Source organism: Asaia sp. Ae19-3 (assembly GCF_059801175.1).
Window position 1 is genome coordinate 1262363 of record NZ_JBCHWF010000001.1, and the last position, 22120, is coordinate 1284482.

Consider the following 22120-nt stretch of genomic DNA (forward strand, 5'->3'; position numbering starts at 1 on the left):
CTGCCGTCGGATCAGGCCCGGCGATAGGCGCGGTCGAACCAGACCAGACCGGAAGCTTCCTCACGGGTGAATTCCGCGCAGAGCGGTTCGACAAAGAACACACTATGGGTGCCGATTTCCTGCGTGAGGCTGATGCGGCATTCAAGTGAGACAAGCGCCCCCTCAAGCAGCGGCATACCGATCTCGCCGGTGCGCCACCGTCCGGCAGCGAAACGCGTCTCCATGTCGTAGCGCGAGCTTCCGAACAGGGTGGAAAGCGATTCCTGATCGTGGGTCAGGATATTGATGGCCAGCAAGCCGTGGCGCACCAGATGCGCATGAGTCGATGCCGTACGATTGACGCAGACCAGAAGGGTCGCCGGATCATCCGAGACACTGCATACGGCCGAGGCGGTAAAACCGTGGCGTCCGTTTTCGCCATCCGTGGTGATGATCGTGACGGCGCTGGCAAGACGCGCCATGGCATCGCGAAAAATTTCTTTCGACAAGGGGGGACGTTCAGGCATCGTCTCGGCTCCACGCTGGGTTAACAGGTCCGGTATGCGGCAATTCTCCCCCGCCGCAAGAGGCGAAAGCGCAATTTCCTGAACAGGAGCGTGGATTAGCGCCTTGCTCCCGCCACGGTTTCCTGTGATATAAACACACGATCATCGTGGATAGTTTATAAACCACGCAGTGAAAAGCTCAAACAAGGCGGGAGCGATCATGAAACGGGCGATACGCATAGGCGCTGGCGAGGCACTCGTGCTGACGGCCAACAGACTGCTCGATGGGCTGATCGTCTGGCGCGATGCCAATGGCAGCTGGCAGCGCTCCATCGCCCATGCTGCCATTCTCTCGCCCGAGGAATACGAATCGGCACTCGATGCTGCCACAAAATCGGCCCAGAACGATGGTGTCGTGGGTGTGTATGAGGTTGTGGTAAGGCCCGGTGCAATAGCCGCACCGGTCAGTGTCAGGGAGCGGATCAGGGCTTTCGGCCCGACAGTTCATCCGCAATTTGCTACGGAGTTGAACGCATGAATGCGCCAGTCGGACTCTACCAGTATCAGACGGCAGATCGTGAGTTTCTCGCCTCGCGCATTGCCGAATTCGAGGGGCAGGTTCAGCGTCGCCTCAGCGGCGATCTGACAGAAGACGAATTCAAGCCCCTGCGGCTGATGAATGGTCTCTATCTTCAGCTTCACGCCTATATGCTGCGCGTCGCCATACCCTATGGTGTGCTCGACTCGCGCCAGATGCGCAAACTCGCCCATATCGCCCGGCGCTATGACCGCGATTACGGCCATTTCACCACCAGGCAGAACATCCAGTTCAACTGGATCAAGCTCGAGGAAACGCCCGAAATCCTGCGGCAGCTCGCTGATGTCGACATGCATGCCATCCAGACCAGCGGCAATTGCATACGCAACGTGACCTGCGACCAGTTTGCCGGCGCCGCCGCAGACGAGCTGATGGACCCGCGCGTCCATGCCGAGATCCTGCGCCAGTGGTCGACGCTGCATCCCGAATTCACGTTCCTGCCGCGCAAATTCAAGATCGCCATTTCCGGCAGCCCGCATGACCGTGTGGCCGCGCGCTTTCATGATATCGGCATTCTTGCGCGCCCGGGCGAAAACGGACCGCTCTTTCGCATCTTCGTCGGGGGTGGTCTGGGACGCACACCTCTGGTGGGACATGAGCTTTTCGACTCCGTGCCGGAAGCCGACCTGCTGATGACGCTCGAAGCGGCACTGCGCGTCTACAACGCCTATGGCCGCCGCGATAACATCTACAAGGCGCGCATCAAGATTCTCGTTCAGGCGCTCGGCATCGACGGCTATCGCAAGGCTGTCGAGCATGAATTGTCGCTGATGAACCCTGAGCATTATCGCCTCGACCCCGAGACGGTCGCCGCCATCAAGGCCCGTTTCGCAGCACCTGATCTGACGGCATCCCCCGATGCCGAATCACGCCTCAAGGCAGACCGTCAGAACGACATTGCCTTTGATCGCTGGGTGCGCAGCAATACCCATCCGCATTTCGCACCGGGTCGCATTGCGGTGACGGTATCGATCAAGCCAGCCGGCGGCATTCCTGGCGATGCGACCTCAGACCAGCTCGACCGCCTTGCCGATCTGGCAGACCAGTTTTCGTTTGGCGAGCTCCGGATCACCCATCTTCAGAATGTGGTTCTGGCCCATGTGGCGCAGGATCGCCTGCTGAAGCTGTGGCAGGCACTCAACGCCATCGGGCTCGGTGACGCAAATCATGAGCTGATTGGCGATATCGTCGCCTGCCCCGGCCTTGATTACTGCGCGCTGGCCAATGCCCGGTCGATCCCGATTGCGCAGAAACTGAGCGCGCGCTTTGGCGATAATGCGCTGCAGGAAGAAATTGGCAAGCTGCGCATCAATATCTCCGGCTGCATCAATGCCTGTGGACATCATCATGTCGGGCATATCGGCCTGCTTGGGGTCGACAAGCGCGGCGAGGAATTCTTCCAGATCACGCTGGGCGGGCGCGATGACGCACTCTCCCGCACCGGCGATATTCTAGGGGCGGCTCTGCCCGAAGACGACATGGTCGATGCCATCGCCCGCATCGTCGATCGTTATCTGAGTGTGCGTGAAAAGGGTGAGCAGTTTCTCGATACGCTGACACGTCTCGGCGACGCCCCCTTCAAGGAAGCAGCCTATGAAACAGTTTGATCTCGCTCCGGCCCGGCATCCGGCCCCGGCGAGTCTCGAGATTATACCGGTTGCCGAGATGACCGAGACGACACGCGCCATTCGCCTGACACCGGAATTCGATGTCGAGACGCTTGGTACGGCGCTCGATCATCTCGACCTGATTATCGTCAGCTTCCCGATCTTCCGTGACGGGCGCGGCTTTACCCAGGCGCGTGCGTTGCGCGAGTATTATGGCTTCGCCGGTGAGATACGCGCTGAAGGCCATCTGATCCCCGATCAGGCGCAATTCCTGCGCACATGCGGTGTCGATTGTGTCCTTCTCGAAGACGACGCCGACACGACGCCCTGGTTGAAGGCGCTGTCGCTCTTTCCCGTCACCTATCAGACCCGGCTCGGGCTGCGCTGATTTCCTCAGCGCAGATCTGAACGGTGTCGATCCGGCAATGTCATGGCAAGCAGCGACGAGCTGAGGCTCTTGCCATGAATGTCGAGATTCAGGGTACGCGTGACCCCACCCTCAAGCGCATCGTGCAGAACGAATTTCAGGGCAGCCAGCGCGGGTACCTCGAAGCGCTCCACGCGTCCCTTCACCATGCTTCCGAAATGGGCCCTCACCCGCTCTGACGTCACATAAAGACGCAGAAACTCGTAATCTTCGGGCTCATAGGCGATCACCGAGATGTCGGAAATATTGCCCTTGTCGCCCGCGCGGGCATGGGCGATGTCATGCAGGATCATGGCTCAACTCTCCAGATAATCGACGACGGTACGAACAAGCTCACGCGGTATCAGGACCGAGACGATAGCCAGCACCTCATTTGCGCTTCGCCTTGCGCCACCCCCGCCTGCGGGACCATTGAGCCAGAGCGCCTCGACCTCATGCCCGACGCGCCGGGCCATGCGCATGTCGGCCGTACGACAGGCCACGCGAATGAGAACCTCCTCCGGCTCGAAAACAGGGGCGATACGCACCCCACGGCGCACTGCGTTGACGCCGATCAGCTCAAAACGGTCTTCCGTCGCTTCGACACCGGCATCGATCAGACGCTGACGCACCATTTCAAGAGCCAGTTGCGCTCTTGCGAGAGCATTCGGGCCGCAATAGCCGATCTGCCCCTCGCCGATATAGCTGTCGACATAACCGACTGAAACCTTGAAGCATTCGGGCCTTGGATGACCCTGCGCCCCGGTAACGCGAACCCTGTCCGCAGCGATCTGTTCGAACTGCACCTGACTGAAATCAGCCACGCAATCGGCTGTTGGATAATGGGCCGGATCATGCACCTCGTAGAGCGTCTGCTCTTTCAGCGTCCGCGGCGTCACCATACCTCCGCTCCCCGGCAGCTTGGTCACGATGAAACTGCCATCGGCCTCGACTTCTGCAATTGGAAAGCCGATGCGGGCCGGGTCAGGCACGTCCTTGAAACCCGGATCGGCAAAATATCCGCCGGTTGCATGGGCACTGCATTCGAGCAGATGCCCCATATGGATACCCTTGCCGATCAGATCCCAGTCTTCCGGGTCCCAGTCGAATTCGTGAATCAGAGGCGCCAGAAAGAGCGACGGGTCGGCGATACGTCCGGTCACGATCACATCGGCCCCCATGCGCAGCGCTGCCACCACAGCCTCGGAGCCGGTATAGGCATTGGCCGAGACGATTGTCGCTCCCAGTGAAGAGAGCGTCGCACTGCGTTCCATCAGCGGGTAATCGACCGCTTTGCACGCGTCCAGAACATCATCACCTGTAACGACGGCGATCTTCAGACCGCGCAAACCCAGTCGCCGTGCGACCTCGGCGATCTTTGCTCCCGCCGCTTGCGGGTTTGCCGCCCCCATATTGGTGATGATGGTAATGCCGCGCCGATGGCAAGGCGCAAGACAGGCCAGCATCCTGTCTTCCAGCCACTCATTATAGCCAAGTTCGGGATGGCTCTGCTTTTCACGCTGGGCAAGCGCGATGGTGCGCTCGGCCAGACATTCGAAAACGAGATAATGGATGTCTGCGCGCTCTGCGAGATCCTGCGCCGGCAGGATGCGATCGGATGAAAACCCCGCTCCTGCCGCGATTTTTACAATCTTTTTCATGCACCTTCTTTCCGAGGCTTGGAAACCAGCCGTCTTGATAACGGCGTTTCCTGAGGTCAACGGTCAGGGAGGCCCTTTGGCGCATTCAAACTCTGGCGAGGTACCTTTCAGAAGCGATAATTCGCCCAGCCCGCCACAAAATCGGAGCTGGTATAGCCAGCACGCGTCAGTGCCGGGCCAGCCTGAAGATGCTCATATCGCCCGGTGAAGCTCAATCGCGGTGTCCAGGTCCAGACACCCTGCACACGGGTGGCCTGCGCGACACGACGCGCATGGGTCTTTTGCGTGCCGGAAAATGCCGTGCCATTGGCACGATAGACAGCATCTGTCAGGCTTGCCCGCCAAGCAAACTGGTGCTCGACGGTCAGACGCAGACTCTCGATGGGCGAGACCGTGATATTTGGCGCCAGGGCGATCAGATTGGTCGGCGTCAGAAAGAGCTGATAGCTGTAGTAGATATTGTTACCAAAGGGAGCGAGGGCGTTGCGCAACGTTCCCTTGCCGAACGCCCCGCCACCACTGGCGTAGTCGCCATGCAGACCGATACGCGGTGCCGTGCGCGATGACCCTAGCCGATAGGTCTGGGCGAGAAACACCTGAAATGCCTCGATGCGCCGACCGTCATAATGGCCACCCTGGTAATTCGCGACCCAGTCGACAGTCAGACGATCGACATCGCCCCACAGACGCATGCCGTAATACAGACGGTCTTCCCTCGCAGGGCCACTCCCCCATACGGCACGCCGATTGCGAAGACGCCAGACAAATGGGTCCAGAAACAGTTTGGATTTGCCCATGAAGCTTGTGGGGATCACGATCCCTGCCGTACCTCCGGAGAAGCGTATCCCCCGATCGATCACATCGTCCCGCGCGCCCCCCCGCCCGAGCAGCGTATAGTGAAAATCGAAAAAATCACCACGAAGCTTCTTGCCCCGCAGCCAGAACCGCGTGCCGTTCAGGACGAAGCGCAGCGTATTATTGTCACGCTGCGAAGTCATGAGATTGGCGCCATCCGTAAATTCCTGACGACCGTACCGCACCCCTGCATTGAGATCAGGCAACGGCGCATCAGCTTCGGCGAAATATTGCTGAAGCAGCAGTTTGTTGCGCATGCTAGCCGCAGGAACACCGATATTCGGCCCCGAGACACCGCCATGCGCAAGCTCGCCGAATGCGCGGAAATAGCGTGTGATATGCAGATCAGCACCGCCGACAAGGCGCATGATATCCTGACGCTGGGCAGGCCCTTTCTTCAGATTGGGATTGCTCGTCTGGTTCAGGCGCAGGCGCATTTCACCTGAAAAGGTCAGATAGATATTCTGCTTCTTGTTGAGTGGGATGAACTTCAGACGATCCAGAAAATCACGACGGTTCTTTGCGTCGCGCATCTTCGTCCAGTCTTCGGCCCAGCGTGAGAGATTATAACCCGATGTCGTCAGTCCATCGCCCGCTGCGGGCGCAGGATAGGTACTGACGGCGGGTTCAGCAGGCGCGCGCGTCTGCGACGCAGGATCTGGCGCAGGGTTATGCCCTTGCTGCGCGAATGCAGAAGATAGCCCGCCCCACAGGCAAAGAGCGGTCGTCGCCGCTCCGAGAAGCCGGAGGCGCGTGAAAGGCGAATAATGATTTGCCATGGGCTCAGCCCCTGTTTCTCACTCGGGAATGACAGGTGGGGCCGCTAGGCCAGAGGCGTGACCGCCAAGAGCCTGGGCCAGTTGCTTGCGATTGAGTACGCCCTCCCATCGCGCCACGACAATCGCCGCCACGGCATTGCCGATGAAGTTTGTCAGGCTGCGGCATTCGCTCATGAAGCGATCGACACCCAGAATGAGCGCGATACCGGCAACCGGTATGGTCGGCAAAATCGAGAGCGTGGCAGCCAGAGTGATGAAACCTGCCCCCGTCACACCGGCTGCGCCCTTTGATGAAAGCATCGCCATGCCAAGCAGCAGGATCTGTTGCCCGAAGCTGAGATGAATGTCGTAAGCCTGCGCGATGAAAAGCGCCGCAAGGGTCATGTAGATATTCGTACCATCGAGATTGAACGAATAGCCCATCGGAACGACCAGTCCGACAATGCTCTTGGGGCAGCCAGCCTGTTCCATCTTGGCCATGAGGCTCGGCAGCGCGCTCTCGGAGGATGACGTGCCCAGAACCAGCAGCAGCTCGGCGCGGAGATAGGCGATCAGACGTAGGATGGAGAACCCGGCCAGACGACCGACAAGGCCCAGAATGACCACAACAAAGATGATGGCAGTCAGGTAGAAGGTGACGACCAGTGTGGCGAGATCGGCAAGGCTGCTTGCGCCATATTTGCCAACAGTAAACGCCATGGCACCGAAAGCGCCGATCGGGGCCGCCTTCATCAGAATGGCGACGATACGAAACGCAACCGCCGAAATTTCTTCAAGCACGTCATAAACACGCGCGCCACGCTCGCCCATCAGGGCGAGACCGACCCCCGTCAGAATGGCGACGAACAAGGCCTGCAGGATATTGCCTGTCGTCAGCGCCGAGACAAACGTATCGGGGATGATGTTCAGCACGAACTCGGTAATGCTGCTCTCATGTGCCTTGCCGATATAGCCTGCGACACTGGCGCTGTAGTCGCCAGCAGCGCCAATCTTGGCATGAATGCCCGCCCCAGGCCGGATGACATTGGCAGTGATCAGCCCAACGATGAGAGCAAGCGTGGAAAAGAACAGGAAATAGCCAAAGGTCTTCCCTGCCACACGCGCAACAGCGCGCAGATCGCGCATGCCAGCAATCCCGGTCACGATCGTCAGGAAGATCACCGGCGGGATGATCATCTTCACCAGGCGGATGAAGCCATCACCGAACGGGCGAAGCGCCTGCCCAGTTTCGGGGGCAAAATGGCCGATCAGGGAGCCGACGACGATTGCGAACAGAACCTGAAAATAGGTATGCTTATAGAACGGCTTGCGTTTGGCCTCTGCCTGAACGGGCTCATGCCCTTCTGTGGTCGGAACGATTTTCATGTCTGGCCTCTATGTCCGATCACGCCTGAAATGCCGCGCTCAGGTTACATTATTGTAATTATTTTTGGTATAAGCAAAGACTGTCAGGACGCAAAAGCACATTTTCTTGACGACAGGCAAGCGCTCCTGATGGAAAGTAACGATAGTTCTTTCCAAAGAGCGACCAACGAAAAAGGCCCGACCAGAGGCCGGGCCTTTCAACGGGGAACCGCTTATATTTCTTTGCATGACTACTGCCATACTTAAGAGAGCGAAGCGAAAACGCCCTACCGCTCTCTCGCGGTTAAGTGCCTTCTTGCCGCGTTACGTCTCAGAGTTCGGGATGATCCGAGGCAAAGGCAGCAGCAGCGCCGAAGAGACCCGGCTGCGGATGGGTGATGATCTTGACGGGCATATCCCCCATCATGCTTTCGAACCGGCCCTTTGCGACAAAGCGCTCGGCAAAGCCCGAATGCGGCAGCTTGTCAGCGACACGCAGGCCGAGACCACCGGCAATCACGACGCCCTGTGCACGATGGGCAAGAGCGAGATCGCCAGCAACAGCGCCAAGCGACAGGAAGAAGCGCTCGAGGGCGGCAGCTGCCATCGAATCACGGCCTTCCATGGCCATTTCCCACAACGCCTTGTTGTCGCGCATGGTGATGGGCAGGCCCTGCATCTCGGCGATGATTTCGTAGAGATTGGTCAGGCCGGGGCCAGAGACGATGCGCTCAGCCGAAACACGGCGGAAACGACGGCGCAAAGCGCGCAGGATCTTGTCTTCAAACTCGTCGAGCGGGGCAAAGTCGATATGTCCGCCCTCGGTCTCGATAACGAAATACTGCCCCTTGCGACGCAGAAGACACGCAGCGCCAAGGCCCGTACCCGGCCCGACAATGGTGGTCGTCCCTTCGGTCGGCAGAGGGCGATCAGGACCACAGAGATGCTCGAGATACTGATCATCGATCTGGGCCACGGCATGACCGACCGCACCGAAGTCATTGACGAGGGTGAAATCTTCGAGATGCAGACGCTCTGCCAGCATTGCAGGCTGGATGATCCAGGGATTATTGGTCATCTTCAGCGTCTCGCCCTGAATCGGACAGGCGATGGCGATACCGGCATAACGCGGCAATTCGCGATTAATCGTTCGACCAAAGGCCTCCCAGGCGAGGGCAAGGCTCGCATGATCTGCCGTGCGGAGAGTAGTCGCCTCGCCAAGCTCGACAACACGCCCCTGATCGACCTTGGCGATCGCAAAACGCGCGTTCGTGCCTCCAATATCGACGGTGACAATATCCTGCATCACTAGCTCCATTGCGCGAGGAGATGCCTGAATACGACCCAGCCCCGGCTGACGATCAGGCGTTTCTTGCGGCAAGCAGTCGCAGGCAATCCAGCCTGCGTCAACTCCCGGCACCATGATTTCCGGTCAGAGCGCTTTCTGTTTGACGCGCGCCAGACGCAGGAGGCGATGAGCAATCGGCCGGGGCACCAGAATCGAGACCAGCTTGAGAAGGCTGAAGAGCCGGGGGAAGATCAACACGGCCTTTTTCCGTGCTGCTGCGTCTGCAATGAGGGCCGCTGCCTTTTCGGCCGTTACCAAAAAGGGCCTCGCACCATCCAGCCTGCGGCTCATCGCGGTATCAATGTAGCCGGGTTCGATCAGTGTCACGCCCACCTTGTGAGGCGCCATGGCAGCATGGAGGCAGGTAGCAAAGCGCCCAAGACCGGCTTTGGAGCTGCTATAAGCCGAGGCAAAAGGCAGATCGTGATGCGCTGCGACAGACCCTATCATCACGATACGGCCCTTCTTCCTGGGTGCCATGACCGAGGCGGCCTCGGTCGCCAGTGTGACCGGGGAAGCATAATTGATGAGCGCGGCCTCTTTCACCGCCTCAAGCGTTTCGGTCAACGCGCCCTCAGGCCGGATATCGGAAACACCGGCGTTCAGAACGAGCAGGTCGACAGGCTTGCGGGCATCATCCTGTCTGAACTGGGTAATTCCGGCATCGAGGTCATCCAGAGCAAGAACGTGACAGGTGACCGTACTACCCCGCTGACTGCAGGCTGATGCAACGGCCTCGAGACGCTGCCTGTTGCGCCCCCAGAGCGTGAGGTGGGTTCCCGTCCGGGCGTAATGAAGGGCCAGCGCCCGGCCCAGACCGCCCGACGCCCCGGTGATAAGGGCATGATCGGGTGCAAACTGTCCCTTTGCAAATCGTTCTGGACGTGACATTCAGCGCGCTTTCGTCAATTAAGGTGTGTTCCGGTCAAGCCTTGAGGTCCAACCGGCCTATCGCAATAGAGAGTTTACCTTGCCGGACGCAGCAGATTCCCGCCAGATCGTCTCCGACCACCCTGTCGCTGACCGAGTGGTCACTCCCCGCTCCGTCGCCAGGCCGCGAGAGGCTGAGCAGGACAGCATGAATCCCGCCGGGCTTCCCGCTGCTGACCCTGCGCATTCTGCTTCCGACATAACCGTAAGGCCGGTTATCTCTCGCAAGGAACTCAAGCTTTTCATCCGGCTCCCTCGCCTCCTCTATAAGGAGTGCGCGGGTTACATGCCACCGCTCGACATGGAACAGAATGATCTGCTCGATCCCAAGCGCAATGGCATCTTCCGCCATGCCTCGGTTCGTTATTTCATGGCATGGCGCAATGGCGTGGCTGTTGGCCGCATCTCTGCCGTTGTGGATGGCAAGGCGCTTGAAGCCTGGGATGAGAAAATCGGCTGGTTCGGCGCATTCGATGCCCTACCCGAAAAATCCATCGTCAACGCGCTGCTGGATGCGGCAGAGCTCTGGCTGAGTGATCAGGGCATGGCCCGTATGCGTGGCCCCGTGACCCTTGGCTATCATGGTGAATCCGGCCTGATGATCGAAGGTCAAACCGAAGCGCCGATGATTGGCACCCCCTGGCACCCGCCTGAATTGCAAAGCCTCATCGAGGCCCATGGTTTCGAGACAGGGCGTGATCTGCTCACCTTTAAGCTCGACCTCACAGACGATCTCGACGACAAGCATATCGTCCCGGGCGCGCTCAAACCCGGCCAGGGCAAGCTGGGCGATGTGACGGTGTCGCATCTCTCGAAAAAGCAGATCACGGCTCAGGGCGAGGTTCTGCGTTCACTCTATAACGATGCCTGGGCAGGCACCTATAATTTCGTGCCCCTTCAGTCTTACGAAATGACGGGGCTGATTGAACAGCTCAAGCTCGTTCTGCGTCCCGAGCACTATGTGCAGATCGACCATGCTGGCGAGCCCGCTGCCATGGCGCTGATGGTGCCCAATATCTTCGACATTGTGCGCGATATTGATGGCGCGCCAAGCCCCCTCAACTGGGCAAAGCTCGGCGTCCGTCTGCTCTCGCATCGCTTCGAATCAGCACGCGTCATCTTGCTTGGCGTGTCCCATAAGGTGCGCGGTACCTTGCTCGGGGCACTCATGCCGTCTCTCGCAATCGACGAACTGATCCGTCGTCGGGCAACGCTTCCCTACAAGTCGGTTGAACTGGGATGGATCCTCGACACCAACACGCCGATGCTGAATCTGGTCAAGCGTCTGGTGCCAGAACCAAACAAGATCCATCGTATCTACGAAAAAGAGATTGATCAGACGACGCCCTGAGAAGAAGGTCGTCTCTCGAAAAGAAAAAAGGCCGCCCCTTTCGGAGCGGCCTTTTTTAATGTTCAGAAATGCTGCCATCCCTGGCGTGACAGCTTGACCTCGCGATATGCGCCGTCGAGCAGACGCACGCCTCGACCGGGCGTGACGCGGCCAATACGCGTCACCGGGATACCCCTCGCCCTCCCCGCTTCCTCAATCAGCCCGGCTTGTGGCGAGGACGCTGTAAACAGGAGCTCATAATCATCGCCTCCGGTCAGACAGGTCTCGAACCAGGCAGGACCCGCCGCGCGGGCCTGCGCCGAGAGGGGAACGGTCTCGGCATTGATCTCAATAGCAACGCCGCTCTCATGCGCCAGATGTCCGGCATCCTGAATCAGCCCGTCAGACACATCCATGCCTGAACTGGCAAAATCCCCCAGCGGGAAGCCGACACGCGGCTGTGGCAGACGATATCGCCCCGTCAGGAACTCATCCGGGTCGGGTAGCTCGCCAAGAAGAGCCTGCAACCCGAGCGCTGCATCACCGATCGTCCCCGTCACCCAGAGATCGTCTCCTGCCACCGCGCCAGCCCGGCTGACAGATCTGCCACGCGCCACCTCGCCGAGAATGGTCAGACCGAGCACGAGCGGCCCGCGTGTACTGGTCGTATCGCCGCCCAGCAGATGCACGCCGTACCGGGCCTGATCGAGCGCAAGCCCGGTGCTGAAACTTGCAAACCACAAATCGTCAAAGGATGCAGGACGGCTGATATTGAGCAGATAGGCCTTCGGGACGGCCCCCATCGCCGCGCAGTCTGACAGGCTGACACGCAGCAATTTGCGGCTGATCGTCTCGGCCGGATCGTCCGGCAGAAAATGCACGGCCTCGACCAGCGTATCGGTCGAGAGAATGAGCTGCCTGTCTGACGGCACATCATAAAGGGCTGCATCGTTACTCAGCCCGAGCGCGCCCTCACCCGCAAGCGGCTTGAAGAAACGCTCGATGAAGTCGAACTCGCCGCCGCTCATTTCAGCCAGCGTCAGGCTCGTTCCGGGCGGCGGTCTCTTTTGGGGCGTTGCCGTTCTTGCTGATAGCGTCGAGAACGCCATTCACCAGACGGGCCTCGTCACCTGCAAAGAAACCATGGGCGACATCAAGATACTCATTGATCACGACGCGCGCCGGTGTGTCCTCACCCATCTCCCACAGAGCTGCGCGCAGCAGAGCCCGCAGCACGGGGTCAAGACGGGCAAGCGGCCAATTTGCCGGAAGCGCACCAACAAGAGCCTCGTCGATACGATCCTGAGCGAGGGTCGCGCCCTTGACGATCAGGCCGAACAGGCGAAAATCGGCATCGGGCACATAGCCCTCTTCAAAACCGTCTTCCTGGCTCGACCCCAGACGATGGCGCTGGAACTGATTGATGACCGTCTCGGCATTCTCGCCACCCTGCTCGCACTGGAACAGCGCCTGAACGGCCGCAACGCGGGCAACGGTGCGCGAACGCTTGGGCGGGTTCTTGGTCTGGGCTTGGTCGGTCATTGTCCTGTTTCCTTGTCTTTCTCACGCTCACCGGGAGCAGGCAGCAGCCCTCCCTCCTCGCCGGGACGCATATCCGTCAGGAGCTTCGAGAAAGCCTCTACTTCGCGAAAATCACGATACACACTTGCAAAGCGCACATAAGCGACACCGTCGATACTGTGCAATGCATCCATTGCCAATTCGCCGATGCGTGACGAAGAAATTTCGGCCTCGCCCGATGCTTCGAGCTGGCGAACCAGCCCGTTCACGATGCGCTCCTGCCGCTCTTCCTCGACCGGGCGCTTGCGCAGCGCGATGCGGATCGAGCGTGCCAGCTTGTCCCGATCGAAGGGAACGCGGCGCCCATCCATCTTTGTCACCACGAGTTCACGCAGCTGTACCCGTTCGATTGTCGTGAATCGCTGTGCGCAGCCGGCACAAACACGACGACGACGGATTGCCGCGCCATCATCAGTCGAACGACTATCCTTGACCTGCGTATCTTCATGGCCGCAGAACGGACAATTCATGAGAGTTTCCCCCTGATGGGCAGATGATGGCACGAACCCGGCCTGACGGACCGGGGGCAGAAAGGAGCGTATCGGTGAAAAGAGTGCAAGCTATTCTGGCAACGCTCGTGACAGTTTGCATGACGGGTGCGGCGTTTGCCCCGTCTGGAGCATGCGCACAGACGGACGATAATAGTCTTCCGGGGCAGAAAAACGCCAATCGCGACATCACGATAGATGGCTGGATACGGCGTGCCCCGCATTACCCCGGTCTGGCCGCCGCCTATTTCACAATCGTCAACAAGGGCCACGAGGCTCATCTGATCTCTGGCGTTACGTCGCCCGATTGCACCGATATCGAAGCGTTCCACAGCGAGCAGGAAGTCACGAGCCATACGGCAAGCCTGTTCTCGCATTTCACGATACCGGGTGACATGACCATGGTGTTTCCCGAAGGTGGCTATCACCTGATCTGTCGAAATTTTCCGGACACGGTCAAAATCGGTGACACTGTCCCCCTGACCTTCAAATATCTCGGCGGCTCCACCACCACGGCCAATTTCAAGCTTCACGATTAGCCTTGCGATGCCGTCTCGGCAGAAACGCTATTGTAATGGGGAATACGAGAATGCGTGCCCGCTCTCACCACCAGCCGCATTCTCTCCCCTATGAAATACCTATAAAAACGGAAAGTCCTGCCTCTGTTTTCACTATGGCCTGACGGGCGAAAACACCCCTTCTGAATAGGGGTAAAGAATTTGATAGGTCAGCTCATCCAGAACCGCTGCAGGGCAACAGCAACAATGGCGGTCATCCTTGCCGCCACGACTGCGATGCAGGAATCGGCCCATGCCGAGATCGCCCTGTTCAAGACGGCGTCCAACCCCTGGCTGCAGGGCATCAATCTCTCCGGCCTCATCGAAGGCGGCATCATGGCCAATCCGGCCCGCCCCGATAACGGCATCAATTTCGGCAATTTTCTTGGCGATCACGCCAATCAGGCGCAGCTGAACCAGATCAGCCTCACCCTCTCCAAGGCCATCGATCCGACCAAATCCGAATTTCAGGTCGGGTTCATGCTCGAGGCGCTTTACGGCTCTGACGCCCGTTATTACCACCTGCTCGGCCTGTCGAACAAAATGACGAGCGACCGGTACCAGCTTCTCCCGGCTCAGGCCCATGTCGATGTTCACGCACCGATCCTCTCAAAGGGCGGCATCGACATGCAGGCTGGCATTCTGCCAGCCCCCATGGGCGTCGAGGTGCTCGACCCGACGCTGCGTCCCTTCTACTCACTGGCCTATACGTCGCAGTATTCCGTGCCCTTCGAACATCTCGGCGCCATGTTCCACTGGCATGTCACCCCGATGTTCGATTTCAATTTCGGCGTCGATACCGGTAACCAGACCACATGGGGCCGCAATGACAACAACAATGCCGCAGCCGGGTATTTCGGATTCAACCTGAACGGCCTCGCCCATGGCAAGCTGAACATCGCCGAACTCTCCCGCGTCGGACCTGAAAACGCGGTTGCTGCCATTGGCCCGCGTGCCAATACGGCACAGCGCTGGTGGAATGACATTGCCGCCTTCTACACGGTCAATGACAAGCTGAGCCTGACGGGCGAATTCAACTTCCTGCATGATGATGGCCTGCGCGCCGAAACCTGGAGCGTCGTCACTTTTGCCGCCTACAAGATCACCCCGAGCCTGACCTTCAATTATCGCGGCGAGCTCTATCGCGATAACAGCGGCATGTTCGTCGTCAACTTCCTGACGAACCAGGCGTACATGAATGCCTTCCTTGGCGGCTATGCTCCGGTGCAGACGGCGCCAGCCACCACCTATGGTGCGCTGACGCTGGGCGTTACCTACCGGCCTGATCTGGGTCATGGCGTGCGCGTTTTCGCCCTGCGCCCCGAAATCCGCTTCGACCGCTCGCTCAACGGCACCTCGCCGTTCAACGATGGCCGCAATACAGGCATGTTCACCTTCGGTGGCGATGCCATGATCGGCTTCTGACAACAGGGGTCAGGGAGTGGCTTTGCATTTCCTGACCACCGCGCCGAAGATGTTCGGCCCACTCCAGCAAGATCCTGCACCCTAAATATCGAGTTGAGTCAGCTGCAGATCAAAATACCGACTAGCGCGACAATAAAGCACCGCAGGAGACATTTTCTGATTGAGGCGGTGCAGTTTCAGATGATGGATGGTCTGGAGCTTAAGAAGCTAGGTATCAGACAGAACGTCGATAACGGCGTCGCCGTAGCGCTTCAGCTTCGATGAGCCGACGCCCTTTATGAGGGCCAGCTCTTCAACCGTCTCGGGGTTTTCACGAGCAATCTCCGTGAGGACAGCGTCATGAAAAATGACATAAGGCGGGATTTCCTGCTCGCGCGCCTCATCACGCCGCCACTGACGCAATGCATCGAAGCGATGACGCTCCTGCTCATCCAGAGAGTCGACCAGCGTCGAGGTTGACACCCCTCTTTGAGCGCTCACCACAGGCTTTAGCGGATCGACGCGCAGACGCAGGCTCTCTTCGCCCCGTAAAAGCGGGCGGGCCGCTTCCACATCCAGGCCAAGCGCGCCGTGTTCGCCGCTCATCCTGATTGCGCCACGCGCAATCAGCTGGCGAATGACCCCGCGCCACCACTGCTCTGAATGCTCCTTGCCCACACCAAAAACCGTCAGATGCTGGTGGGCATGGCGCTCGATGGCTTCGGTCAGCTTGCCCCGCAGGACGGTTGTCAGATGTACGGCGCCAAAACGCTGGCCCGTACGATAGATCGTCGAGAGCACCTTTTGCGCGGCCTCGGTCCCGTCAAATGTCTGGGCCGGGTTTCGGCAGTTGTCACAATGACCGCAGGGCGCGGACAGAGCCTCGCCGAAACAGGCCAGAAGTGCCTGCGTTCGGCACTCGACAGTTTCTGTCAGCGCGATCATGCTCTCAAGACGCGCGTGCATGACCCGCTTCTCGGTATCGGGGGCTGTCGACTGCTCCAGCCAGTGACGCGCGCGCGCCATATCCTCGCCACCATAGAGCAGGAGCGTATCAGCAGGCTCGCCATCACGTCCGGCACGACCGATCTGCTGGTAATAGGCCTCCGGCGAGGCAGGCATGTCGAGATGAACCACGCAGCGCACATCGGGGCGGTCAATCCCCATGCCGAAGGCAACCGTCGCCACGATCACCATTGGTTCACCGCTGCGAAACCGCATAAGCGTCGCGTGCTTCTCCTGGGATGACAGGCCTGCGTGATAAGGCAAGGCATTGAAATCGCGCTCTCTGAGGCTTTTGGCCATGCGCTCGGTCCGGTTACGACTGCCGCAATAGACGATTGCCGCGTCTTCACGATGCGGCGCGAGCGCATCCTGAACCTGCTTCGTCTCAGACCCTTTTGGCAAGGCTGCCAGAAACAGATTGGGTCGATGGAAGCTCGACGTCAGCCGCTTCGCCTCGGGCATACCCAGCGCCAGCAGAATGTCGTCCTGCGTGCGTGAATCGGCGGTTGCCGTCAGGGCGATACGTGGCACACCGGGGAACACGCTCGGCAGATCGGCAAGAGCGCGATATTCGGGCCGAAATTCATGACCCCAGGCCGAGACGCAATGCGCCTCGTCGATCGCAAGTACCGAAACGGGGTTGCGTGCCAGCCAGCGCGCCGTACCGGGTGAGACAAGCCGCTCGGGAGAGATATAGAGGAGATCGATACGCCCTTCCCGCAGATCGGCGCGTGTCTGGTCGAGCCGGTCGGGAGGCAGTTCGGAATGAAGCGCCGCGGCATTGACACCAAGCTGGCGCAAGGCAGCCACCTGATCGTCCATCAACGCGATCAGCGGCGAGATGACGATGCCCATACCGTGGCGGCACAGGGCTGGCACCTGATAGCAGAGGCTTTTACCCCCGCCGGTGGGCATGATGACGAGAACGTCCTCGCCCGCCATGACTGCACTGATCACATCCTCTTGCTGTCCGCGAAAGGAGTCGAAGCCAAAGACGCGCTTGAGTACCGCATCCGGGGTTTCGTCAATGCCTGAAGCAGAGGGATCAGTGCCGGTCAAAGAGCAGAATGTATCGTGTTGTGGGAAGATCAGGGCGTCGAGGGATCGACTTCAATCGTTACCAGACGTGAGGCAACGCTTGCATCTTCGTTGTTCTTCGGCGGATGAGCAATCTGCGTGATCTGGGCACTGCCGATGCCGGCCTTCGTCAGGGCTGCGGCCACAATCTTGGCACGTTCCACAGACAGCATCTCATCGGCAGAGAGATTGCCGCGGGCGCCCGCATGACCGATCACTTCGACCGTCTTGGCATGATTGTCGCGCGCATCTGCGGCGGCCTTGTCAATAATAGCCTGTGCCGTTGGCGAAACCGTTGTCGAAGCGGGTTCGAAAAATACCGGATAGCGATCGCGATCGGCCCCGTTTGTACAGGCCGCGAGACCTGCGAGGGCGCAGACCGACAACATCACAGGCAGACGACGCATCATTATTTCCTTTTCGAATCGCCGTGACATCCACGGAGCCGTATCTCTGTCACTGCCGTGTGACACTCTTTCCGTCAAGCAGACCCACCCTGCGCCCCTCAGAGCGGAAGGGGATGCGCCTTTCCACCCTCAAGCCGCCAGGCGTGATCAAGTTTCTCTACCCCGGTCAGTCGATGGGCGATGAGAATGACCGTACGCCCCGTCATCGTGCGACCGAGCGTTTCCAGAAAGGCCCGTTCGGTTGCTGAATCGAGCCCGGTTGCGGGCTCATCAAGCACCATGACCTGCGCATCCTGCAGCAGGGTGCGCGCCAGGGCGATACGTCGGCCCTGCCCGCCAGAAAGCCTCGTACCACTCTCGCCAACCCAACTGTCCAGCCCGTCAGGCAGAGCCTGCACGGCTTCGGCAATTTCCGCCCGTTCGAGCGCATCCCACAGGCGCGCATCATCAACATTCTCACGGCCAAGCAGCAGGTTGTTGCGAATGGTATCCGCAAAAAGATGCGTCGCCTGCGACAGCCAGCCAATACGAGAACGCAGGCTCTCTGTATCAAGCGTGTCGAGCGTATGCCCTCCAAACAGGATCTGGCCGCTCTCTGGCGCCGCCACCTTGAGCAGCAAGGCAGCCAGGCTCGATTTTCCGGCTCCGGAAGGCCCGATCAACGCCACATGCTCGCCCGCATGTATCGTCATCGAGAGCCCATCCAGCACCGCCGCACGGCTGCCTCCCCAGCGGAAATGGACATCGCGCAGAACGATGTCGCCTCCCTCAGGCGCCAGACAACCAGCGGCAGCGGGTTTTTCCTGATCCGCAATCGCGACCACGCGCTGCGCCGCCTGGCTTACCTGCCCGGCGAGGACGCTGGTGCGCGCCAGAGTGGCGACAGACTCAAAGACGGTCCCCGTGAGGAAGACCAGCGCCACACCGGACAGAAAGCTCACTCCCAACCCGGCGATACCGGCAAGGGCCAATAAAATGACCGCCAGAGCCATCTGCCCACTGAGATAGGAAAATGCCCCTGCCCCTGCCATCGCCCGTTGCTGCGCGCGCTGGGCGTCATGCAAACGGGCTTCCTCACGGATGATACGCTCCGCCAGGCGGTCTTCACCGGAAAAGGCGCGCGCCTCACGCAGACCGGTTGCCAGATCGAGCGCTGCCACACGCAGCGATGATTCCGCATGGCGCATTTTGCCGCTTCGCTTCGCCGCTCGTTGCGCTGCGAGAAGCGGAACAAGCACGGCTGCAATCAGGAAAAGTCCGGCCAGCAGGACACCGAGATGCCAGTCCTGCCTGCCTGCAACAAGAGCGAGAACAGGAAGCGAAACCAGGATGCCCAGCACAGGCACGGCGATGCGCAGATAGAGATTATCGAGGAGTTCGATATCGCCCACCAGACGGTTCATCAGATCGCCAGCCCGACGAAAGCCAAGCCCAGCTGCCGCGCCTCTGGCAAGATGAGTGAAGAACCAGACACGCAAGGCGGCAAGAGCACGGAACATCGCATCATGCGCGAAGAGCCTCTCGGCGTACCGCAACACGATACGCGCCCCGCCGAAAAGGCGCAGCACCCCAAGGGCAAGGGCCGTCCCGACAGCCAGAGCCGAAACACCGAGACCCGCATTCCACATCAGCGCGAGGCTGCTCAACAATGCGAGAGCCGATAGCAGCAGACCGAAGCCCAGCCTGCCGTAGAATGGGCGCCAGATGCTCAATATGCGTCGCAGCGCGCCGCGCCTGTGGTGTAACTCGGCCTGACGGCGAGCCGTCATGCAGGGCGTTGCCTTCATGCTGTCACTCATGCGCATGGCTCCACTGATGCGGAAAGGTCAAGCTTCAGCGATTTCGTGCCGAGCGCCTTCATCGCCTGCGAATGGGCACTGAGGATCACGGTCCGCCCCTCGGAAAGACGACGCAGTGCCTCGATAATCCCGGCCTCGGTTTCCGGATCGAGATGGGCGGTGGGCTCATCGAGCAGCAGCAGCGGCGCATCCTTGAGATAGGCCCGTCCGATCGCCACACGTTGGGCCTGGCCGCCCGACAATCCGAAGCCCCCTTCACCGATGACTGTATCGAGCCCCTGGGGCAGGTCTTTCAGAAAATGGTCTATCGCTGCGGCCTCGATCGCGCGCTGCAAACGCATCTCGTCGGCATCGGGGCGGGCAAATAAAAGGTTCTCGCGCAGCGTGCCCGCGAACAGAACCGGTTTCTGACCGATCCAGGCAAGATGACGCGCAATGTCGCGACCTCGAAGCGATGCGATATCGCGATCATTGAACCGGATGGTCCCAGCACTCGGCTTGATGAAACCAAGCAGCAACTCGATAAGGGTTGACTTGCCTGCGCCAGAGGGGCCGTCGAGCACGAGTATTTCATCAGGCGAGACCGAGAAATCGAGATCCTTGAAGACGTAAGGCGCTGTCTCATTCCAGCGATAGGAGAGTGCCTTTGCCTCGACGGTCACGACCAGAACCGGAGGCGCGAGGGCGGATTGGTCGTCCGTCCCCGGCAGGGACTCACCATTGTCGATTGCTTCCATGGCCTCAGCGGCACCCGCAGCATGGGCGCGATCCTGATAGGCCAGAGCAAGCCCCCGGAAGGGAGCAAAAAACTCCGGCACGAGGAAAAGCGCAAAGAGCGTTTCTGTAAAATGCGGCGCGGGATAGATGCTCGGCGCTGCGAAAGCATCGATATGAATGAAATGCCCCTGTGTCAGCACGATCATGATGATGGCAATCACCATGGCGATGTCGATCGCGGCTGAAGAAAGAAACGCGATACGGAGAATCTTCATCGTGCGTTTGCGCAGATCATCAGCCGCACCCGACAACGCCTTGGCCTCGCGATCTGTCGCGTTTGACAAGACGATGGTCGCGATACCTCTGATCCTGTCAAGGAACCGCGCCTGCAAACGCACCATGGCCAGAAACTGGTTACGTGAGGCGAGAGCCGCCCCGATACCGAAAACCGCCTGGGAGACCGGAACAAGCGCGCCACAAACGGCCAGGATGAGCGCCGCGCGCGGATCGACCACAAAGACAGCCACCAGCACGAAAGCAGGAAACACCATCCAGGTCATGGAAGCGGGCAGCCAGCGGGCAAAATACCCGTCAAGCACCTCGATACGATCAACCAGCAGGGCGGCGATTTCAGCGGAGTGCTGGCGACGCAGCAGAGCAGGCCCAATGCCGATCACGGAATCCAGCACCGAGCGGCGAAGACGTTCCCGGGCGGCGATACCGGCGCGAGCGGCCAGATTTTCCTGGAAATACAGGCACAGGGCGCGACAGGCCGAGAGCACGGTAAAAGAAGCGATCAGGCCTAGCACCTGAGCTCCACGGGTCTGGAGCAGCGACCCGATGACGGAAGCCAGACACCAGGCCTGACCGATACCGATCAGCGTGTTGAGACACCCGACAGCGACTACGGGCAATGCCGCCCTTCTGGCTGGGCCGGATTGCTGCCGGACCCAGGCCCGTACCAGTTTCTTATCTACACCGCTCATGATGGGGGGATATAGGCAATCCGGGCACGAAACGGTAGAGTTCCACCAAAGAGATTGCAGAACATTAAGACAGCCTGCGGTGCTCACCGCCCGGAAAGTCGATGCCTGTGAGTGAGCTTTCCCCGACAGCCCTCAGATTGGCCTACGGAACTTTCCTGCCCCGCCCAGCGCAGTTCGTTGGACGAATGACATAGGGAGTCTTTGTTACGGCATCTGATGGCGCGCCCGGCCCTGCAGGCCGTGCAGAAACGAAAAAACCCCGCCGCAATGCGACGGGGTTTCCTGCGTCCCTGAACCGTCTGAAAAGGCAGTTCAGGAAAACTGCGCCTCTTACTGGCCCGAGCTGGCCGGCATGCTGGAGGACGGCATCTTCATCGAGGGGTCCATCGGCATCGGAGCAGGTGCCGGAGCCGTTGCGCTGGCGGCAGGCGCTGCTGCCGGAGCCGTCACCGGAACCGGGGTCTGTGCCTGCTGCAGGCTGCGCGCGTTGAGGTCTTCGGTTGCTTCCGAACCCTTGGCGGCCTTGGCAGCCTTACCACCCTTCTTGTGCATTTCGCTCTTGCTGGCATGAGCCTTGTGCGGCGCGTGCTTGGCGAAAGCGGGGGTTGCAACAACGAAGGTGGCTGCCATCAGGGTAGCGCCCAGCTTGGAAAACTTCATGTCTCTTCCTTCCGATAGTCTGAAATCTGGAAGTTCCGAAAAGGCAGAGTGCCGCTAGGGAACTTTTCGATGACCACAGAACGTAACGGAAGTGGT

Annotated in this window: 21 protein-coding genes; 6 read left to right on the forward strand and 15 right to left on the reverse strand. The window is 59.7% G+C overall.

Annotation, left to right across the window (positions count from 1 at the left end; translation table 11 throughout):
* Window positions 1-11: 11 nt before the first annotated feature.
* Window positions 12-506: a flavin reductase family protein gene (locus tag AAID99_RS05325; RefSeq protein ID WP_188426383.1), complete on the reverse strand. Its 495-nt coding sequence runs from the start codon at window positions 504-506 to the stop codon at window positions 12-14.
* A gap of 199 nt (window positions 507-705) precedes the next feature.
* Here AAID99_RS05325 and AAID99_RS05330 point away from each other — a divergent pair, with 199 nt between their 5' ends.
* Genes AAID99_RS05330 through AAID99_RS05340 form a run of 3 tightly spaced genes read left to right on the forward strand, consistent with a single transcriptional unit; the run spans window position 706 to window position 3078 of the window.
* Window positions 706-1023: a DUF2849 domain-containing protein gene (locus tag AAID99_RS05330; protein WP_188426382.1), complete on the forward strand. Its 318-nt coding sequence runs from the start codon at window positions 706-708 to the stop codon at window positions 1021-1023.
* Entirely contained in the window at window positions 1020-2690 is a 1671-nt protein-coding gene (locus tag AAID99_RS05335) for a nitrite/sulfite reductase (RefSeq protein WP_188426381.1), read from the forward strand. The genes AAID99_RS05330 and AAID99_RS05335 overlap by 4 nt, the downstream gene beginning before the upstream one ends.
* Entirely contained in the window at window positions 2677-3078 is a 402-nt protein-coding gene (locus AAID99_RS05340) for a DUF934 domain-containing protein (RefSeq protein WP_188426380.1), read from the forward strand. The genes AAID99_RS05335 and AAID99_RS05340 overlap by 14 nt, the downstream gene beginning before the upstream one ends.
* A gap of 5 nt (window positions 3079-3083) precedes the next feature.
* Here the strand turns inward: AAID99_RS05340 and AAID99_RS05345 are convergent, their stop codons facing one another.
* From AAID99_RS05345 to AAID99_RS05370, 6 genes are all read right to left on the reverse strand, one after another.
* Complete coding sequence (locus AAID99_RS05345) at window positions 3084-3410, reverse strand: AtuA-related protein (RefSeq protein ID WP_188426379.1); 327 nt, start codon at window positions 3408-3410, stop codon at window positions 3084-3086.
* A 3-nt stretch (window positions 3411-3413) separates the two neighbouring features.
* Window positions 3414-4757 carry an acyclic terpene utilization AtuA family protein gene (locus tag AAID99_RS05350; protein ID WP_188426378.1) on the reverse strand — a complete coding sequence of 448 codons (1344 nt, stop codon included), beginning with the start codon at window positions 4755-4757 and terminating at the stop codon, window positions 3414-3416.
* 107 nt (window positions 4758-4864) lie between these two features.
* Window positions 4865-6391, reverse strand: coding sequence for an alginate export family protein (locus AAID99_RS05355; protein WP_188426377.1), 1527 nt, complete (start codon window positions 6389-6391; stop codon window positions 4865-4867).
* 18 nt (window positions 6392-6409) lie between these two features.
* Window positions 6410-7756 carry a dicarboxylate/amino acid:cation symporter gene (locus tag AAID99_RS05360; protein WP_498493358.1) on the reverse strand — a complete coding sequence of 449 codons (1347 nt, stop codon included), beginning with the start codon at window positions 7754-7756 and terminating at the stop codon, window positions 6410-6412.
* Between the two features lie 310 nt (window positions 7757-8066).
* Window positions 8067-9041, reverse strand: coding sequence for a glucokinase (gene glk, locus AAID99_RS05365; RefSeq protein WP_188426548.1), 975 nt, complete (start codon window positions 9039-9041; stop codon window positions 8067-8069).
* A gap of 126 nt (window positions 9042-9167) precedes the next feature.
* Complete coding sequence (locus tag AAID99_RS05370) at window positions 9168-9974, reverse strand: SDR family NAD(P)-dependent oxidoreductase (RefSeq protein ID WP_188426375.1); 807 nt, start codon at window positions 9972-9974, stop codon at window positions 9168-9170.
* 325 nt (window positions 9975-10299) lie between these two features.
* On the opposite strand from AAID99_RS05370, the gene AAID99_RS05375 reads away from it, so the two are divergent.
* Complete coding sequence (locus AAID99_RS05375) at window positions 10300-11364, forward strand: hypothetical protein (RefSeq protein ID WP_229719781.1); 1065 nt, start codon at window positions 10300-10302, stop codon at window positions 11362-11364.
* Window positions 11365-11426: 62 nt separating this feature from the next.
* On the opposite strand, the gene thiL is transcribed toward AAID99_RS05375, so the two are convergent.
* From thiL to nrdR, 3 genes are read right to left on the reverse strand one after another with little or no spacing between them, the layout of a single operon-like run.
* Window positions 11427-12371, reverse strand: coding sequence for a thiamine-phosphate kinase (thiL, locus tag AAID99_RS05380; RefSeq protein ID WP_188426374.1), 945 nt, complete (start codon window positions 12369-12371; stop codon window positions 11427-11429).
* A 1-nt stretch (window position 12372) separates the two neighbouring features.
* Window positions 12373-12885 (reverse strand): transcription antitermination factor NusB, encoded by a 513-nt coding sequence (gene nusB / locus AAID99_RS05385; protein WP_188426373.1) that lies wholly within the window; start codon window positions 12883-12885, stop codon window positions 12373-12375.
* On the reverse strand, window positions 12882-13394 hold the full coding sequence (gene nrdR, locus AAID99_RS05390; protein WP_188426372.1) for a transcriptional regulator NrdR: 513 nt from the start codon (window positions 13392-13394) through the stop codon (window positions 12882-12884). Before nrdR ends, nusB begins: the two co-directional genes overlap by 4 nt.
* A 74-nt stretch (window positions 13395-13468) precedes the next feature.
* Between nrdR and AAID99_RS05395 the strand changes: the two genes are divergently transcribed.
* Together AAID99_RS05395 and AAID99_RS05400 are read left to right on the forward strand one after the other, a co-directional pair.
* Entirely contained in the window at window positions 13469-13951 is a 483-nt protein-coding gene (locus AAID99_RS05395; RefSeq protein ID WP_188426371.1) for a copper chaperone PCu(A)C, read from the forward strand.
* A gap of 225 nt (window positions 13952-14176) precedes the next feature.
* The gene (locus AAID99_RS05400) at window positions 14177-15394 is read left to right on the forward strand and encodes an outer membrane beta-barrel protein (protein ID WP_498493361.1); all 1218 of its coding nucleotides are present in this window, start codon (window positions 14177-14179) and stop codon (window positions 15392-15394) included.
* A 207-nt stretch (window positions 15395-15601) separates the two neighbouring features.
* On the opposite strand, the gene recQ is transcribed toward AAID99_RS05400, so the two are convergent.
* The 5 genes from recQ to AAID99_RS05425 form a co-directional block, all read right to left on the reverse strand.
* On the reverse strand, window positions 15602-17437 hold the full coding sequence (gene recQ / locus AAID99_RS05405) for a DNA helicase RecQ (RefSeq protein WP_229719780.1): 1836 nt from the start codon (window positions 17435-17437) through the stop codon (window positions 15602-15604).
* A gap of 29 nt (window positions 17438-17466) precedes the next feature.
* The gene (locus tag AAID99_RS05410; RefSeq protein WP_188426369.1) at window positions 17467-17865 is read right to left on the reverse strand and encodes an OmpA family protein; all 399 of its coding nucleotides are present in this window, start codon (window positions 17863-17865) and stop codon (window positions 17467-17469) included.
* Between the two features lie 95 nt (window positions 17866-17960).
* Window positions 17961-19661 (reverse strand): thiol reductant ABC exporter subunit CydC, encoded by a 1701-nt coding sequence (gene cydC / locus AAID99_RS05415; protein ID WP_498493362.1) that lies wholly within the window; start codon window positions 19659-19661, stop codon window positions 17961-17963.
* A complete protein-coding gene (cydD, locus tag AAID99_RS05420; protein WP_498493364.1) occupies window positions 19658-21364 on the reverse strand; it encodes a thiol reductant ABC exporter subunit CydD in 1707 nt (568 codons plus the stop codon). Before cydD ends, cydC begins: the two co-directional genes overlap by 4 nt.
* 330 nt (window positions 21365-21694) lie before the next feature.
* Window positions 21695-22024 carry a hypothetical protein gene (locus tag AAID99_RS05425; RefSeq protein WP_188426367.1) on the reverse strand — a complete coding sequence of 110 codons (330 nt, stop codon included), beginning with the start codon at window positions 22022-22024 and terminating at the stop codon, window positions 21695-21697.
* Window positions 22025-22120 lie beyond the last annotated feature (96 nt).

Excerpts from the sequence above, each read along its gene's own strand:
- AAID99_RS05325 (WP_188426383.1), bottom strand. The coding sequence starts at position 506 with ATGCCTGAACGTCCCCCCTTGTCGAAAGAAATTTTTCGCGATGCCATG.
- AAID99_RS05330 (WP_188426382.1), top strand. The coding sequence starts at position 706 with ATGAAACGGGCGATACGCATAGGCGCTGGCGAGGCACTCGTGCTGACG.
- AAID99_RS05335 (WP_188426381.1), top strand. The coding sequence starts at position 1,020 with ATGAATGCGCCAGTCGGACTCTACCAGTATCAGACGGCAGATCGTGAG.
- AAID99_RS05340 (WP_188426380.1), top strand. The coding sequence starts at position 2,677 with ATGAAACAGTTTGATCTCGCTCCGGCCCGGCATCCGGCCCCGGCGAGT.
- AAID99_RS05345 (WP_188426379.1), bottom strand. The coding sequence starts at position 3,410 with ATGATCCTGCATGACATCGCCCATGCCCGCGCGGGCGACAAGGGCAAT.
- AAID99_RS05350 (WP_188426378.1), bottom strand. The coding sequence starts at position 4,757 with ATGAAAAAGATTGTAAAAATCGCGGCAGGAGCGGGGTTTTCATCCGAT.
- AAID99_RS05355 (WP_188426377.1), bottom strand. The coding sequence starts at position 6,391 with ATGGCAAATCATTATTCGCCTTTCACGCGCCTCCGGCTTCTCGGAGCG.
- AAID99_RS05360 (WP_498493358.1), bottom strand. The coding sequence starts at position 7,756 with ATGAAAATCGTTCCGACCACAGAAGGGCATGAGCCCGTTCAGGCAGAG.
- glk (WP_188426548.1), bottom strand. The coding sequence starts at position 9,041 with ATGCAGGATATTGTCACCGTCGATATTGGAGGCACGAACGCGCGTTTT.
- AAID99_RS05370 (WP_188426375.1), bottom strand. The coding sequence starts at position 9,974 with ATGTCACGTCCAGAACGATTTGCAAAGGGACAGTTTGCACCCGATCAT.
- AAID99_RS05375 (WP_229719781.1), top strand. The coding sequence starts at position 10,300 with ATGCCACCGCTCGACATGGAACAGAATGATCTGCTCGATCCCAAGCGC.
- thiL (WP_188426374.1), bottom strand. The coding sequence starts at position 12,371 with ATGAGCGGCGGCGAGTTCGACTTCATCGAGCGTTTCTTCAAGCCGCTT.
- nusB (WP_188426373.1), bottom strand. The coding sequence starts at position 12,885 with ATGACCGACCAAGCCCAGACCAAGAACCCGCCCAAGCGTTCGCGCACC.
- nrdR (WP_188426372.1), bottom strand. The coding sequence starts at position 13,394 with ATGAATTGTCCGTTCTGCGGCCATGAAGATACGCAGGTCAAGGATAGT.
- AAID99_RS05400 (WP_498493361.1), top strand. The coding sequence starts at position 14,177 with ATGGCGGTCATCCTTGCCGCCACGACTGCGATGCAGGAATCGGCCCAT.
- AAID99_RS05410 (WP_188426369.1), bottom strand. The coding sequence starts at position 17,865 with ATGATGCGTCGTCTGCCTGTGATGTTGTCGGTCTGCGCCCTCGCAGGT.
- cydC (WP_498493362.1), bottom strand. The coding sequence starts at position 19,661 with ATGAGTGACAGCATGAAGGCAACGCCCTGCATGACGGCTCGCCGTCAG.
- cydD (WP_498493364.1), bottom strand. The coding sequence starts at position 21,364 with ATGAGCGGTGTAGATAAGAAACTGGTACGGGCCTGGGTCCGGCAGCAA.
- AAID99_RS05425 (WP_188426367.1), bottom strand. The coding sequence starts at position 22,024 with ATGAAGTTTTCCAAGCTGGGCGCTACCCTGATGGCAGCCACCTTCGTT.